This window comes from Aurantimonas marina (assembly GCF_017183135.1).
GTDB lineage: Bacteria > Pseudomonadota > Alphaproteobacteria > Rhizobiales > Rhizobiaceae > Aurantimonas > Aurantimonas marina.
Genome location: NZ_JADDXW010000011.1, coordinates 14167 through 28509, shown reverse-complemented (window position 1 = coordinate 28509; position 14343 = coordinate 14167). Strand labels below are relative to the sequence as shown.

Below are 14343 nucleotides of genomic sequence, written 5' to 3'. Positions count from 1 at the left end.
TCAACGCTCCGCGGCAGCTTCCTGTCGCGGGCGCCGGTCGAGGCCGGGGAATGACCTAAGAACCGTATTTCATCTTTTGGTCCAAAGCTCTGGGTTTCCGGTTAAGGTGACAGCCCGTTCGTTTCTCATTCCACCGGCGCCCCCGAAGCCTCCGCTGCGGCGATATCGCGGTGCAGCCGTGCCGCTTTCTCGGCGTTCGGCGTCGAGAAGCGGCCGAGGATCAGATAGGCGACGGGGGTGACGTAGAGCGTCGAGAAGGTGGCGAGGCCGAGACCGCCGACGATCACCGTGCCGAGCGCTGCGCGCGCCTCGGCTCCGGCGCCCGAGGCGAGTACCAACGGCACGCCGCCGACGACGGTGGCGATCATGGTCATGATAACCGGGCGCAGCCGGATCAACGCGGCCTGCTCCGCCGCCTCCCGCAATCCCATCCCCTCCTCGCGCAGCTGATTGGCGAATTCGACGATGAGGATGCCGTTCTTGGCCATGATGCCGACCAGCAGGACGAGGCCGATCTGGCTATAGAGATTGAGGCTGGTCCCGAAGAAATTGAGCGCGAAGATCGCGCAGGCGACACCGAGCGGCACGGTCGCGATGATAATGAAAGCGGAGACGAAGCTCTCGAACTGGGCGGCGAGGACTAGGAGGATGATGACGATGGCAAAGCCGAAGACCATCGCAAGTCCACTGTTGGCCTCTCCGAGCGCCGCTGCTTCGGCCAGCGGGATCAGCCGCTGGTCGGCCGGCAAGATGTCGGCGGCGAAAGCCTGCAGCAAAACCCAGCCCTCCTGGATCGCCATGCCGTCCGGCAATTGCGCGGCGAGCGAGACTGCGCGTGAGCGAGCCTCGCGGGTGAGCGCGGGCGCGATCGGCTTTTCCTCGACGCTGGCCACCGTCGACATCGGCACGATGCGGCCATCCTGAGCCTTCAGGAAGATGTTGGCTAGATCGCCCGGATCGTTGACCGGGTCGCTGGTCGATATCAGCTTGATCGACACCTGTTTGTCCTCGATGTAGGTCCGGCCGATTTCTCGGCCGTCGAGGAGCGCCTGCATCGCCGTGGCGAGGCCATCGATGTCGATGCCGAGATCGGAGGCGCGGGCTCGGTCGATCAGCACCGAGAGCTGCGGCTGGGTAGCGTCTTCGGAGAGCCGTATGCTGCCCCAGCGGCCGTCGGCCTGCATGGCCTCCTTCAGCCTGTCGGCGCTCGTTGCTAGCTCTTCGTAATTCTGCCCGGCGATGGCGAATTGCAGGCCCCGCCCGCCGCCGCGGATGCCGAGCGAATTTGGCTGGATGGCGAAGGCGCGCACGCCCGCCACCTGGCGCAGCTTGCCATTGATCTCGGCGACGATCGCCTGCTGCGAGCGTTCGCGTTCCGCCCAGTCCGCCAGCGTGACGACCAGAAAAGCCGAATTCGACGAGCCGCGACCCGAGATCGCGAAAACGTTCTCGGCTTCGCCGCTTTCCACATAGGGACGAACGATGTCCTCGATCCGGCGCAGCTGAGAATTGGTGTAGTCGAGGCTGGCCCCTTGCGGCGCACTGACGCTCATCAGGACCAGGGCACGATCCTCGCTCGGCGTCAATTCCCGGGGCATCTGGAGAAAGGTGAGATAGGCCGCGAAGGAGAACAGGCCGGCGACGACAACGACGAGGAGAGGAAGCGCGAGGCAGGCGCGAAGCGTGACGGCGTAGAGTCCCGCAAGACGTGCGCCGATCCACCGCGTCGTTCGCTGGAACCAACCCGGCTTTCGCTCGTCCTCGCGCGCCTTGAGGAAATGCGCCGCGAGCATCGGGCAGAGCGTCAGAGCGATGAAGGAGGAAATGACCACCGCGATCGCGAGGACGAAACCGAACTCGCGAAACAGGCCGCCGGCCGTTCCCGGCAGGAACGAGATCGGCACGAAGACCGCGGCCAGCGTCGCCGTGGTCGAGATGACCGCGAAGAACACCTCGCGCGTGCCGATGACAGCCGCGGCGCGGGGCCGGGCCCCCATGTCGCGGCGCCGCACGATATTCTCCAAGACGATGATCGCGTCGTCAACGACCATGCCGGTTGCCAGCACCAGCGCCAGGAGCGTCAGGATATTGATCGAAAAGCCGACGAGATGGATGAAGGCGATAACGCCGATCAAGGCGATGGGGATCGTCACCGCTGGAATGACGGTCGCGCGGACGTTGAGGAGAAACAGGAAAATCACCAGGACGACGATGGCGACGGCAAGTCCCAGGGCCACCGCCACCTCGTGGATCGCCCCGTTGATGAAGGTTGCGTCGTCGCTGGTCACGCGAACCGTGACGCCATCGGGAAGCGTACGATTGAGATTGGCGACTTCGGCGCGGATGCCGGACGAGATGTCGAGCGTGCTCGATCCGGCCTGGCGCACGACACCGAGGCCGACGCCTGCCTGGCCGCTCACCCGGAGCTGGGAGGCCGCGTCGTCCGGCCCGAAACGCACGCTGGCGACATCGGCCAAGCGCGTGCGGGCGTCGAGGAAGATGGCCTCGAACGCTTCGGGCGAGGTCACGTTGGCGTCGGCGCGCACGATGAGATTCTGGGTCGGCGACGCCAGCGATCCGGCGGGCACGTCAAGCGCGGCGTTTCGCAGCGCGTCAGCGACGTCGCCAAGCGTCAGTCCACGCGTCGCCAATCTGTCGGGATCGATGTCGACATAGATCAGCTTTTCGCGCTCGCCGTAGGTCTGCAGATCCGCGACCCCTTCGACGGCCGCCAGTTGATCGGCGATGCGGTCCTCGACCAGTGTCGACAGATCCTCGATGGCCATCGCTGGCGCCGTCACCGCAAGCCGCATGATCGCCTCGGCGTCGGCGTCGGCCTTGACGATCCGGGGTTCGCCGGCGCCATCCGGCAGGACATTCGCGACACGGCCGACCGCGTCGCGAACGTCGCTGGCCGCAACGTTGAGGTCGGTCGAGTCGGTAAATTCGATGGTCACCCGGCTGTCGCCGAAGCGCGAGCGCGAGGAGATCGCGGCGATACCGGACACGCGGGCGACGGCGCTCTCGATTTCGCTGGTGATCTGTCGGTCGACCGTTTCCGGTGAGGCGCCGTCGAAGTCGATGCTGACGCTGATCACCGGCCGGTCGACATTGGGTAGTTCGCGCACTTCGACCGCGTTGAAAGCCGCGAGCCCCGCGACGACGATCAAAAGGTTGAGGACGATGGTCAGAACCGGCCGGCGCACGAAGAGACCCGCCAGCGCGGTCAGACCGTCGGGCTTGGATGGTAAGCTCATCGGGCCGAGCCCTCGGCGTCGCTCGCCAGCGGAAGCCTGGTCGGCAAGGCGGCTGCCGCGGCGCTTCCGACAGCCTGCGGAGCAAGGAAACTCCGGCGTCCGCGCATCGACGGCGCATTGTCGGCCGACGGTGTCCGGGCGGCTGACCCGGGCGAAGCCGGCGCTCCGCTTCGCTCCGGCCCGCCGGTTGCCTGGATCTCGACGGAGCCGCCCGCGCGAACGGACTGCAGCCCCTCCACGACGATGAGATCGCCCACCTCGAGAGCGTCGGATGTGACCAGTACCCTGTCGATATTGCGCTCGACGATCTGGACTGGAGCTTTGCTCGCTTTGCCATCGACGATTTTCCACACGATCGGTCCGGCGCGCTCCCAAACAACGGCGATCGGATCGAGGGAGAGGAAAGTTTCGCCCTCCAGCGATAAGGTCACGGTGAATGACATGCCCGGACGCAGCGCGTCGTCGGAATTGTCGATCGTCGCTTCGGTGCGCAAGGTGCGGCTGGTCTCATCCAGACGGCTGTCAATCGCGCTGATGTGGCCCTGATAGGTTTTGTCCGGCCGGGCGGTCGATTCGGCTTGGACAGGCGTACCTACTTTCAGTTCCTGCACGAAGCTTTCCGGCGTGTAGAAGATGACCTTCAACTGCTCACGATCATCCACGGTGGCAATGACCGTCTGGCTGCCGACAAGATCTCCCTTGTCGACAGAGACGATGCCGACGCGGCCGGCGATCGGAGCACGAATGTCCCGTTTGCCCAGCGCGATTTCAGCGGTCCGCAGATCCAGCTTGGCGGTCTCGCGCTCGCGGATGATAGTATCGACTTCGACTGCGCTCAGGGTATTGGACTTCCGCAGCCGTTCGAAGCGGGTAACCTTGTCTTCCGCCGCATCGAGGGCAATCCGGGCACGCTCCACTGCGATTTCCTCGCTCGCCCTCTCAAGCCGCACGAGAACGTCGCCGTCCTCGACCTTCTCGCCGGAACCGATGCCGATCTCCGCCACGATGCCGGTGGTATTGTCGGGATAGACGACGATCGAGCGCGCGGCGTCGCCGGTTCCGATCGCCCGCATCCGCGTGCGGGTCACCCCGGTCGTAACCGCGCCCGCGACCACGGGAGTTGCGCTGCTGTCCCGGCCTGCGCCCTGGCGTCCTCCGCCTGGACGCTCAGCCCTTGTTCCCACCTCAGGATTCGCCGCCTCGGGCGCAAGCCAGACGATCGCGGATCGGATCGCCGGGGCGAGGGCAATATCTGATTCCAGGATCCATCGACCCGCCGCCGGATCGAACTTCAGATAGGCCGCCCCCGCCCCCAGCAGCACCAGGAGCGTTACAATCAGCTGTTTCAGGAAAGCCATTTGCTACCGTGTCATCTCGAATGGCGGCGCGATCGTCGGGCCGTCGATACGATTATAGCGGAGTTTGGACGACGGCACCCGCAAGGATGGATTACGAACTGTAACTCGGGTCGTTTCGGCTTCACAAGCACGGCATCGCGGAACAATCACGGGACGGCAACGAAAAAAGAGCCCGCCTTTCGGCGAGCCCCTTTCGACTGTTTTGCTGATCTGTGGACGATCAGTTGGTCTTCGTCGCCGGCTGCTCTGCGGCCGGGGCCGGAGCCGTGTTGCTGGACTGCGCGGGCATCGCGCCGCTCTGGAGGCGCATGGTGTCGCGGCTCTCGGCGTAGGTGTCGGCGTTGTACTCCGGCTGGCTCTTCAGCTGTTCCTCGGAGAACTGCGTGTAGAGGTAGAGCGAGCCGTTGGCATCCTGCATGAACTGCAGGTTGTCCATGGCAACCGCCACTTCCTTCTCGCCGATCCCGAGGAAGCCACCAACGTCGACGATGACCGCATCGACCTTGCCGTCTTTGCTGAGCGCGATGTCGCCGATCTCACCGACCGTCTGATCGTTCGGGCCGTACACCGTCGTACCCATCAACTTGTCGGCGGTCAGCTGCGACTGGTCCGTGACCGGAGTCATCTGCGCCTGCTGGCCTGTGCCGCCCGTCGAAGCAGTGGTCGTCGCGTCGGCCGTACTGGCGGCAACACCCGCCGTGCCAGCTGCGGCGGCATCCGCGGCCTGCTGGGTCTGCTGAGCCGCGTTGTCCATCTTGGTCTCGGCGTTGTTCGCAGCCTGCGTCGTCTCCATCGCGGCCTTGTCGGCGGCCTCGTTGGTGTTCGTGTTAGCGTCGGCCGCGAGCTTTTCGGTGTACTCGGCCGACTTCTGCGTAGAAGCCTCGACATTTGCCGCGGACTCGTTCGTCCCGGCCGTCATTCCGCCACCAGCAGCAGCCCCGTTAGCGGTCGCCGCCATCTGGTCGGAACGCTCGTCTTCGAAGGACGGAGCCTTCTCCAGCTGATCCTTCGACGCGGCCAGCGTCACGCGGACATCGTCGTTGTCGTCAGCTTCGCGGCTCATCTGGAACTGGTCGAAGGGAACAGCGACGTCCTTTTCACCAATCCCGAGGAACCCGCCGACGCCGACCACGCCGGCTTCGATCTTGCCGGAGGAGGCGAGAACCAGATCGTTGATCTCACCGATCTCATCCGCGTCCTCGCCAGGACCGGAATAGACCTCGGCGCCGATGATGTTCTCGGACAGATACTGGTCCGCGCCCACGCTCGCCAGGAACTCACCACCGCCCGTTGAGGACGAGGCTGTCTGAGTGGCCGCGGCATTCGCGTCGGGCTGAGCGGTGTCCGCGGCAATCTTCGCCTCGGTTTGGGTCTCAGCCGTCGGCGCCGTGTCGGTCGCGGCGGCCGTCTGCGTCGACGCGTCCGCTGCCGGCTGCGTGGTCGCTCCGATATTCGCAGCCGTGTCGGCGCTCATGTCCCCGGCGGGTGGGGTGACACTGCCTTCGGCCTGCGTCGAAGCCTGCTGCTCATTCGGCTTGGTGAACGCCGGAGCCTGGGCGAGCTGGTCGGCGCTCAGGTTGAGAACGGCGCGCGGCTCATTGTCCTGGTCCACCGTCCAGGTGATCTGGTCGAATGGAACGGCGACGGTCTTGGACTGGTCGCCTACAGTCGCATCGACGATGGCCGCCACGACAGTCCCGTCGCTACCGACGAGGAAGTTCTGGATCTCGCCGATGGTCTCGGCGTCCTGAGCTTCGCTGGCATAGAGCGATGCGCCATCGAGCTCGGAAGCCATGTACTGATCAGCGGACAGATTCTGCAGGTAATTGCCGGCGTCGGCGGCCTGCTGAGTCTGGGCGCTCGCGTCAGCGGCAGGCGGTGCCGTCGTCGCGGACGTGTCTGCGGTTGCAGCTGCTTCCGGCACCTTGGTCTGGCCCGGCTTGGCAGCATCCTGCGCATAGGCGCCGGTAGCGATCACAGTGGCAAGCGCGGTAGTAGCGAGAAGCTTGCGGATCATGGTAAGACCTCCTTGGTCTATTGTTATCGATAGACTTCGCCACGCGGCATGTGTTGTGGAAAGCAGTGCCGCGTGGCGTCAGTGGGTTAATTGGTGGGAAACCGATCGGTTCCCATACGATCACGTTTTATTCACACATTTCGTGATGAGGCTGGCCGCGAAGACTGTGCCCGCGGCGACTCCCGTTATGCGAAGACCAGCACTCCGAAAAGCAGCATCAACAGCAGGCCGACGAGGACGATAAATATGAGGATCTTGGCGATTCCGGCTGATGCGCCGGCGACGCCGCGAAATCCCAACAGGCTGGCGACCGCCGCAACGATCAGCAATATGACGATCCATTCGATCATGAGATGCTCCCACATCTGGGCACGCTAACAGCGGCCGGGTTCGACGATGGCGAGGAAACGGGCCACCCGGACAGTGGTTCCGCTTAGCAACTGTTTTTCGTGTTTTTCGCATCGTTGATGTGGTGGAAAAGGTTTCCCCGCCTATCTGGCATGGGCTTGGAGCGTTTCTTTTCTTCCATCCCATTTGCTTGTGAACTCGCCGCCTAATTAGTTCGGGGGGCGGCAAACCCCACCGATGACCTCAAACGCCGGAAACGACCCGATGAAGATTCTCGCCCTCCTCAACCGAGACGGCGGAACGCTGAAAACGACGGACCACGAGGAACTCACGGCGCTCATGCGTGACGAATTTTCGATCCACGGGCATGAATTAGCTGTGGAGAGTCGCGCGGGGGACGAAATCGTCGCCGCGATCAAGGCCGCCGCTCGGCGTGACGATCTCGACGTGCTTTTAGTAGGTGGCGGCGACGGAACGGTATCGGCCGCAGCTGCGGCGCTCGCCCACGGCGGCATCGCGCTCGGCATTTTGCCGGCCGGCACGATGAACCTGTTTGCCCGGACACTCCAAATTCCGCTCGATTTGCCCGCAGCCGTAGCCGCGCTGGCAGGGGGCGTGGTGGTGAATGTTGACATCAGCAGCGTCAATGACCGGATATTCGTGCATCAGTTTGCCGTCGGGTTGCATGCCCGGATGGTCCGGATGCGCTCCAAGATCCAGTATGGCTCCCGGCTCGGTAAAATCGTCGCGACGGCCCGCGCGGTTTTTCTGGCGCTACGGCGGGTTCCTGCGATCGAACTCGAGCTCGAGATCGACGGCGTCCTCAAGCGTATCAAGTCGCCTGCCGTCGCGGTGTCGAACAACCTCTACGGCGTTGGGCATATCCCGTATGCCGATGATCCGCGGGGAGGCGAATTGGGTGTCTACATCTGCACGGAACGCAAGGTGGGCGCGGTGACCAAGTTGACGTTTGACATCTTGACCGGCGCCTGGCGGCAAAATCCCGATCTCCTCTCCCAGACCGCGCAACGGGTGCACATTCACTATCGGGGCAAGAACCGGAAGAAGCGGGCCGTTCTGGATGGCGAACTCTGCACGTTGGACGCGGAAAGCATCGTGGAGATCCACCCACGCGCCCTCAAGGTCCTGGTGCCGGCGGAGGCCACCTATCTTTGATGGGCCGGCAGGACCCCGGCTCATCCGATCGAGACAGCCTGCGACGCGCCCCGCGCTCAGTGATGGCGCAGGGCCTCGATCAACCCGGTCTTGGTCATCTCGGAACGTCCGTCTATGCCGATTTCCCGGGCGCGTCCGTACAATTCTTTCTTCGACCAGTCCTCACAGCGCGGCCGCGAGCCTCCCTTTCTAGAGGATGCATCTGCTGGTTCGCCTAGGCGGTGGATATCCGCGCCGCCTTTTCCTTTGAGTTCCCCTTGTCACTCAGGATCTCGTAAAGGTCCGGGTCCTTCAGCCGTGGATCATCGTGGTTTCCCTCTGATCTGGGCATCCTTTGGGCTCCTCGTCGCGCTACCGTGGTTCGGTCTCATCATTCTCATCCGGGAGGTCGTCTGGCGACCACGCATCGGAGCGTGCCTCGGGATCGAGGCCCGCCGCCTCGAGCGTGCCGTAGGTATGGCCGCCCTGGGCCAGCATATTCAGCGCTTCGCTGATCTGTTGCTGCAACGGGTCGAACTCGTCACCCTGATCGATGACTTCCCGCGTGCCGACCTGGCGAGCCAGTTCCTCCAGGCGCCTTTGCCGCTCTTCGATCGTCATCCCGGGACTGTTGAGAATATCTTCGATCTCAGCCTGGGTGACCGGCTGGCTAATGCCGGGCTGGTCGTCATCGTCGCCGATCTCTTCGTCCACGGCGATGATGTCGGTCTCGGTGTGGGTATGAGGATCGGACATCTGTAATCTCCCTGAAGCTCGGATACTAGCCTGAATTTTCGGGCGCGACGACTGTTCCCGTCGGCTCGGAGCCGACCGGAGGAGCCTCGACGGCGGGACGGTCGGTGGAAAGGTCGGAATCCGGCAGGAACCAGCCATAGGCGCCGATCGCCAGGAAGGCGATGACGGCGAGAACAAGCCCGGCAATGAGAATAAGGAGCACCGGAGTGCCCTTCTTGCCTTGCCTGACTTTTTCGGATTCGAGATCGGACATGAAGGAATCCCTTTGTTGAGGGCGACATGCGAGGATTGGTGAGGCGAATCGCCGCCCTCAGGCGGCGAGTAAGTGCTCGATACGATCGATCGGATGGTTCGTCAGGGTCTTGGCGATCTCCCCCACGACCAAGTCAGCAACCTCCTTGTGCAATTCGTCGCGCAGATCTCCGAGGATTTTCGGAGGAGCGACGATGACGATTTTCTTGAAACGACCACGATGCGCCATGGCATAGAGGATTGCGCTTAGCTCCTTGGCGAAGCGGTCTTTTGCAATCTGGTGCCAGTCCGTGTCCGCGACCGACGAACGTCGAGCCGTTGATGAATCGAATACCCGCCCGGGGCGATTGGCGCCTTGCTCGCGACTTGGCGGGTTTTCCTGTTCCTCGATGCGCCGCACCTGGAAGTTCGGCAGTTCGGCGTCTCCGATGTTTTCCAGAAAAAGCGCCTTCTCGCCGTCGGCCACGAGGATCCAGGTCTTGTAGTCGATCTGTGGGATTGTGGTCATCGAAAACTCCTTGGAAACTCCGGACCTCACTGCCGGTGCCGTAAGAATGCCCGCAGTCGAGGGCATCAGTACCAGCGGTCTCCCCGGCTCCTGTAAGTGGTGATCGCCCGCCAGATGCCCCATCCACCCGCCGCTATGACGGGGACGAGCAACAGCGACTTCCGCTTCTTCACCGTACCCAGGAGCAAAGGCGCATTGGACAGGGCTGTCACGCCCGCGATCGCTGCAATATCGCGTTGCAGGCGATCGTCAGCGCGTTTGCGTGGTGGCCTGCGCACGATTACCACAGCGATCCATGTCGCGAGGAGCAACAGGAACGATACGACCGCGAAACCCAGCGCCGTCTCCAAAGCTCCGAAGCGGTCGGCCAAAAAAATCGACAGAGCGCTAAGCAGCGAGGCCAGCATCGCCACCGCGAAGAGCGCCATGACGACATAGAGCCCAGCCAGCCGCTTCAGCCGCGCCATGTAGGCACCGGCTTCGCCAGTGATCAGCTTGGTGATGAGTTGCAGGACCATTGTCAGCGGCGGAAGATACGGGCGTAGAGGTAGCCCGCCGCCGCGGCGATAAGCACACTCTTGATTGGCTCGGCCCGAACCTTCTCGCTGAGTTGCTCTTCAAGGTCCGAGGCAGCGTCTTGGGCTTGCCGCAGATACTGCTCGCCGCGCTCGCGCACGTCGTCGCGCAGGGCAAAAGCCTGTCGTTTCGCATCGTCCGCCCGGTTTGTGGCCAGCGATTTCAATGCGTCAGCCACGCCGGCGACGTCTTCGCGCAACTTGGCGACCTGCGCCTCCAAGTCGGCGTTGCCACCATTCGCCGCGTTGGCACCAGCCGTCTGGCCGGCGGCCGGGCTTTCGTTAGAGGAAGTGTTGGAAGCCATGAGAAACCTCGTTCTGTGCGAATTGACGATGGGAACCCCAGCCGGACGGCACTCGGCTCCCGATGCGATCTTCTTACCTGAAACCATCTTGCCGACGCGTGGTTCCAATGACGCCACTTTGCATCCCAAGGCGACTACGTCAGGCGGCCGGAGCGACCCCGATAATCTGGGAGGAAATTGAGTCGGGACCGTACTCGCCGTCTCCCTCGATGCCCAGGATTTCAGCAATTCTGGTGCGGGCGCGGGAGACGCGGCTTTTGATCGTTCCGACGGCGCAATGGCAGATGTCGGCCGCTTCCTCGTAGGAGAAACCGGATGCGCCGATCAGGATCAACGCCTCACGCTGATCGTCGGGCAGCATGTCCAGCGCCTTGCGGAAATCCTGCAAGTCGACATGCCCTTGCTGCTCGGGATGCCCGGCGAGTTGCATGGCATGCATACCGTCGACATCCTGCACCTCGCGGCCCTTCCGGCGCATCTGCGTGTAGAATTCGTTTCGCAAGATCGTGAAGAGCCAAGCCTTGAGGTTGGTTCCAGGCTGGAACGTGTGCTGCTTGTCCCAAGCCTTGACGAGCGTCTCCTGCACCAGATCATCGGCTCGGTCGAACGAACCGGACAGCGAGGCGGCGAACGCTCTTAGATTGGGAATTATGGCAATCAATTCCCTGCGAAAGTCCAGCTGATCGCTCATCGAGACCTACTTGCGGCCCGATGTCTTGGAGGCGGACTCGGCCTCGTCGAGGGCATCCAGCAGCGACAGGAATCGATCCGGAACAGGCTCGCTCGCAACGTCATCGTAATACGCCTTGAGGCGCTTGCCGATCGCCGACTGGACGCCCGGATCGGAACTCTTACCCGCAGATTTACTCGCTTGGGCCGTGTGCACCATATCTTCCTTCGTCTCGGGGTCGTCCATCATGCGTCTCGAACTTTTGCATTGAGCAGCGTTGCTGCGCACCGCGCGCTGACGGTCCGTGGCGTATCTATCATCAGGAAAACTCGCTCCACAGTGATTCCATCGCCGATCGCAAGCGGACAAGTAGCCACGATCCCTCGCCCATCAAGATCCCTTGCCCGTCGCCGCACATTATTTGGCGGCGAGGTTTCACTTTTGCGAACCGGTTCCCATTTGCCTAATCGTTGGAAGCGCACAAAGTTCCGAAGCTGGGAACTTTTTCGCGCATCCCACGTTTTCACGCCCACCGACTTTGTTTCGGTCGACACGAGGGGAGTTTTCATGTCGATGTCATCCCGCATAGCGCCGCATATTCCATATCTCCGGCGCTATTCACGGGCGCTCAGTGGCTCTCAGGCAAGCGGCGATGCGTATGTCGCGGCCGTTTTGGAAGCGTTGATTGCCGATCCCAGCCTGTTTCCCGACGATCAAGCGCCGCGGATTTCCCTCTACAAGCTGTTTTCCTCGATGTGGCAGTCGGTCGAGGTCAACATCCGGGAAGATGCGCCGACCTCCGCCTGGGAGGAGAGAGCATCCCGGAACCTTCGCGCCATCTCGCCATTGCCGAGGCAGGCCTTCCTCCTGGTCGCGGTCGAGGGGTTCACGACCGAGGAAGCCGGCTACATTCTCGGTGCCGACGAAGCGGAATTCTCCAGCTTGATCGACCAGGCCAGCTCCGACATCGGACGGCAGGTTTCGACGAATATCATGATCATTGAGGACGAACCGCTGATCGCGATGGATATCGAGCAGATGGTGGAAAGCCTCGGTCATACAGTGACCGGCATTGCCCGCACTCAAACCGAGGCGGTGTCCCTGTTCGAGCAGCAGCAGCCCGGGATGGTTCTCGCCGACATCCAGCTCGCCGATGGCAGTTCGGGCATCGATGCGGTGAACGATATCCTTGCGAAGGTTTCGGTGCCGGTCATCTTCATCACCGCGTTTCCCGAGCGGCTGTTGACCGGCGAGCGGCCTGAGCCGACTTTCCTCGTGACCAAGCCATTCAATCCGGACATGGTGAAGGCGCTGATCAGCCAGGCTCTGTTCTTCGAGGCCGACAACAAGGCGGCGGCGTAAGCGGCTGTCGCCGTGTCTGTTTCCCAGCCAGAACGCGATGATGGTCGCGCCTCACGGAAGAGACCCAGCGGCGTCCGCCGCTGCGAGGTCAGGCGAGAGGAGCGAGTTGCCGGGGTTCGAAACTGGGAAGCGTCGCCGGTCTTGGAGCAAACGATGCTCATGGTGCCTCAGCGCGGATCGAAGGAGTGCCGGCGGAACCGGGCCACCTATTGGCAATCGGGTGCGCGCATCGATCCCTCGAAAGCGAAAGCGCTCCTCTCTTGGCGAAATAGTAGCGGCACCCCTGGGATTGCCCCGATGTCGAGGTCGGGGCGATCATGTTGGTCGAGCGTCGTATGATGGTGACGAACAAAGTATTGCGTGCTCTCGAAAACACGGAAATGTCCGTGTTCGCGCAGGACTGCGACCTGCGTTACGTCTGGGTGTGTAACGCCGGCCGTTCCTGGCTCGCCGGGGCGGAAGCGGGCATGGCGGACTCTGACTTGCTCGCTTCACAAAGCGCGGAGCGATCGACAGCGATGAAGCGGGAGGTGATCCGGACGCAACGACCGGCTCATTTCGAGTTGGCCATCGCGTCGGGCTCGTCAGTGCGGTGGTACGGCGTGCGCGTCGACGCAGATCACGACGACGCCGGCGAAGTTTGCGGTGTGATCGGCACTTCGGTGGAAATTACCGAGCAGAAGCGGCGCGAAGAGACCCTGAAGACCCTGTTGCGCGAGCTGTCGCATCGTTCCAAGAACCTGTTGGCGATCATCCAGAGCCTGGCGAGCCAGACGGCGCGCCACTCGGTCACGGTGCCGGAGTTTCTTGTCCGTTTCAGAGGACGGATCCAGTCGCTAGCCTATTCGCAGGATATCGTCACCGATGCCGATTGGCGCGGGGCGGACCTGATGAGCCTCGTGACGATGCAGGTCGAGCGCTATGCGCCGGATGGCATGGCGCAAATCGCGGTCGAGTCCCCCGACGTCTATCTCTCGCCAACGGCCTCGCTGCATGTAGGGCTTGCGCTCCACGAACTGGCGGTCAATGCCGCGTCCTACGGATCATTGTCGGTCCCCGGCGGAACAGTCGCTATCGGCGCGCGACTTGAGAACAGGAAAAGTGAGGAAACCCTCATCCTGGACTGGCAAGAACGAAATGGCCCGCGTGTTCGGCCGGAGCGGGACGCCCGTTTCGGCACATCCACGCTGGAACGAATCGTACCGAACGCGGTCGGCGGCGAAGCCTCGCTCGAATATTTTTCCGATGGTTTGCGCTATACGCTGACCATCCCCCGGGAGCAGTACGAGATCAACTCGCGCTCCTCTGCCGTCGGGGCTTGAGTCTTCCCGTCCGGCACTGCGGGACGGCGTGCCCTCGGCGCGTTTTCCCGAATCGCCCGTATCCGAGACGGTTTTTTTGCGAGTGCCCTGGCGGAATATGGAACGACTTCCCGAGTTTGCCGTTGTTAGGCCAAAGGAGAAGTTTCCATGGAACACATCGCTGCTTTTATGTTGCTTGTCGGTTGTTCGGGTGATGCTTCGGTCTGCAGAGAAATTCCGGTTCCTGTCCCTGCTTATGAGTCGCTGGAAGAGTGCCGAAGGGATCTAGTCTTGGAGATGCGGTTGTCCGGCTCGACCGAGCGCCGGGTTCTTGGCGCTTGCAAGGCGGTTGACGCGGGCATTTTGGAACAGTCCGCCACGATCGACTGGGCTGTTAGCCGAAATGGCGAACTGCTGATCACGTTCGACGCCGAGCCCCAGATGGTCGCGTCCCGTTGACGGGAGCCGCCGGAGATTCA

16 protein-coding genes are annotated in these 14343 nt (G+C 62.8%); 4 read left to right on the top strand and 12 right to left on the bottom strand.

All coding sequences use genetic code 11. The features are described from left to right. Positions 1-125: 125 nt before the first annotated feature. The 4 genes from ING15_RS13145 to ING15_RS13130 form a co-directional block, all read right to left on the bottom strand. Positions 126-3257 (bottom strand): efflux RND transporter permease subunit, encoded by a 3132-nt coding sequence (locus ING15_RS13145; RefSeq protein WP_206455279.1) that lies wholly within the window; start codon positions 3255-3257, stop codon positions 126-128. Continuing rightward, on the bottom strand, positions 3254-4615 hold the full coding sequence (locus ING15_RS13140; RefSeq protein ID WP_206455278.1) for an efflux RND transporter periplasmic adaptor subunit: 1362 nt from the start codon (positions 4613-4615) through the stop codon (positions 3254-3256). The genes ING15_RS13145 and ING15_RS13140 overlap by 4 nt, the downstream gene beginning before the upstream one ends. Before the next feature lie 220 nt (positions 4616-4835). Continuing rightward, a complete protein-coding gene (locus ING15_RS13135; RefSeq protein WP_206455277.1) occupies positions 4836-6632 on the bottom strand; it encodes a PRC-barrel domain-containing protein in 1797 nt (598 codons plus the stop codon). Between the two features lie 185 nt (positions 6633-6817). Then, positions 6818-6982, bottom strand: coding sequence for a DUF1328 domain-containing protein (locus ING15_RS13130; protein WP_024350361.1), 165 nt, complete (start codon positions 6980-6982; stop codon positions 6818-6820). Between the two features lie 262 nt (positions 6983-7244). On the opposite strand from ING15_RS13130, the gene ING15_RS13125 reads away from it, so the two are divergent. After that, on the top strand, positions 7245-8156 hold the full coding sequence (locus ING15_RS13125; RefSeq protein ID WP_206455276.1) for a diacylglycerol/lipid kinase family protein: 912 nt from the start codon (positions 7245-7247) through the stop codon (positions 8154-8156). Positions 8157-8370: 214 nt separating this feature from the next. On the opposite strand, the gene ING15_RS20025 is transcribed toward ING15_RS13125, so the two are convergent. The 8 genes from ING15_RS20025 to ING15_RS13090 form a co-directional block, all read right to left on the bottom strand. Beyond that, the gene (locus ING15_RS20025; RefSeq protein WP_456298355.1) at positions 8371-8487 is read right to left on the bottom strand and encodes a DUF7218 family protein; all 117 of its coding nucleotides are present in this window, start codon (positions 8485-8487) and stop codon (positions 8371-8373) included. A gap of 20 nt (positions 8488-8507) precedes the next feature. Further along, entirely contained in the window at positions 8508-8891 is a 384-nt protein-coding gene (locus ING15_RS13120) for a hypothetical protein (RefSeq protein ID WP_206455275.1), read from the bottom strand. Between the two features lie 25 nt (positions 8892-8916). After that, on the bottom strand, positions 8917-9144 hold the full coding sequence (locus ING15_RS13115) for a flagellar basal body-associated FliL family protein (RefSeq protein WP_206455274.1): 228 nt from the start codon (positions 9142-9144) through the stop codon (positions 8917-8919). A gap of 57 nt (positions 9145-9201) precedes the next feature. Continuing rightward, complete coding sequence (locus ING15_RS13110) at positions 9202-9774, bottom strand: host attachment family protein (protein ID WP_332873822.1); 573 nt, start codon at positions 9772-9774, stop codon at positions 9202-9204. After that, positions 9717-10169 carry a hypothetical protein gene (locus tag ING15_RS13105; protein WP_206455273.1) on the bottom strand — a complete coding sequence of 151 codons (453 nt, stop codon included), beginning with the start codon at positions 10167-10169 and terminating at the stop codon, positions 9717-9719. Before ING15_RS13105 ends, ING15_RS13110 begins: the two co-directional genes overlap by 58 nt. A gap of 2 nt (positions 10170-10171) precedes the next feature. After that, positions 10172-10531 carry a DUF883 family protein gene (locus ING15_RS13100; protein WP_206455272.1) on the bottom strand — a complete coding sequence of 120 codons (360 nt, stop codon included), beginning with the start codon at positions 10529-10531 and terminating at the stop codon, positions 10172-10174. 139 nt (positions 10532-10670) lie between these two features. Beyond that, positions 10671-11222 (bottom strand): sigma-70 family RNA polymerase sigma factor, encoded by a 552-nt coding sequence (locus ING15_RS13095; RefSeq protein WP_206455271.1) that lies wholly within the window; start codon positions 11220-11222, stop codon positions 10671-10673. Between the two features lie 6 nt (positions 11223-11228). After that, positions 11229-11417, bottom strand: a complete 189-nt coding sequence (locus ING15_RS13090) for a NepR family anti-sigma factor (RefSeq protein ID WP_253964737.1) — start codon at positions 11415-11417, stop codon at positions 11229-11231. A 351-nt stretch (positions 11418-11768) separates the two neighbouring features. Between ING15_RS13090 and ING15_RS13085 the strand changes: the two genes are divergently transcribed. From ING15_RS13085 to ING15_RS13075, 3 genes are all read left to right on the top strand, one after another. Beyond that, entirely contained in the window at positions 11769-12563 is a 795-nt protein-coding gene (locus ING15_RS13085; RefSeq protein WP_206455389.1) for a response regulator, read from the top strand. A gap of 317 nt (positions 12564-12880) precedes the next feature. Then, a complete protein-coding gene (locus ING15_RS13080) occupies positions 12881-13885 on the top strand; it encodes an HWE histidine kinase domain-containing protein (protein WP_332873821.1) in 1005 nt (334 codons plus the stop codon). A gap of 147 nt (positions 13886-14032) precedes the next feature. Then, positions 14033-14323, top strand: a complete 291-nt coding sequence (locus ING15_RS13075) for a hypothetical protein (protein ID WP_206455268.1) — start codon at positions 14033-14035, stop codon at positions 14321-14323. Positions 14324-14343: the final 20 nt, after the last annotated feature.

Coding starts and splice junctions, on each gene's coding strand:
- ING15_RS13115 (WP_206455274.1), bottom strand. CDS start 9,144: ATGTCCGATCTCGAATCCGAAAAAGTCAGGCAAGGCAAGAAGGGCACT.
- ING15_RS13130 (WP_024350361.1), bottom strand. CDS start 6,982: ATGATCGAATGGATCGTCATATTGCTGATCGTTGCGGCGGTCGCCAGC.
- ING15_RS13075 (WP_206455268.1), top strand. CDS start 14,033: ATGGAACACATCGCTGCTTTTATGTTGCTTGTCGGTTGTTCGGGTGAT.
- ING15_RS13140 (WP_206455278.1), bottom strand. CDS start 4,615: ATGGCTTTCCTGAAACAGCTGATTGTAACGCTCCTGGTGCTGCTGGGG.
- ING15_RS13105 (WP_206455273.1), bottom strand. CDS start 10,169: ATGGTCCTGCAACTCATCACCAAGCTGATCACTGGCGAAGCCGGTGCC.
- ING15_RS13135 (WP_206455277.1), bottom strand. CDS start 6,632: ATGATCCGCAAGCTTCTCGCTACTACCGCGCTTGCCACTGTGATCGCT.
- ING15_RS13085 (WP_206455389.1), top strand. CDS start 11,769: ATGTCGATGTCATCCCGCATAGCGCCGCATATTCCATATCTCCGGCGC.
- ING15_RS13080 (WP_332873821.1), top strand. CDS start 12,881: ATGTTGGTCGAGCGTCGTATGATGGTGACGAACAAAGTATTGCGTGCT.
- ING15_RS13100 (WP_206455272.1), bottom strand. CDS start 10,531: ATGGCTTCCAACACTTCCTCTAACGAAAGCCCGGCCGCCGGCCAGACG.
- ING15_RS13120 (WP_206455275.1), bottom strand. CDS start 8,891: ATGTCCGATCCTCATACCCACACCGAGACCGACATCATCGCCGTGGAC.
- ING15_RS20025 (WP_456298355.1), bottom strand. CDS start 8,487: ATGCCCAGATCAGAGGGAAACCACGATGATCCACGGCTGAAGGACCCG.
- ING15_RS13110 (WP_332873822.1), bottom strand. CDS start 9,774: ATGGGGCATCTGGCGGGCGATCACCACTTACAGGAGCCGGGGAGACCG.
- ING15_RS13125 (WP_206455276.1), top strand. CDS start 7,245: ATGAAGATTCTCGCCCTCCTCAACCGAGACGGCGGAACGCTGAAAACG.
- ING15_RS13145 (WP_206455279.1), bottom strand. CDS start 3,257: ATGAGCTTACCATCCAAGCCCGACGGTCTGACCGCGCTGGCGGGTCTC.
- ING15_RS13095 (WP_206455271.1), bottom strand. CDS start 11,222: ATGAGCGATCAGCTGGACTTTCGCAGGGAATTGATTGCCATAATTCCC.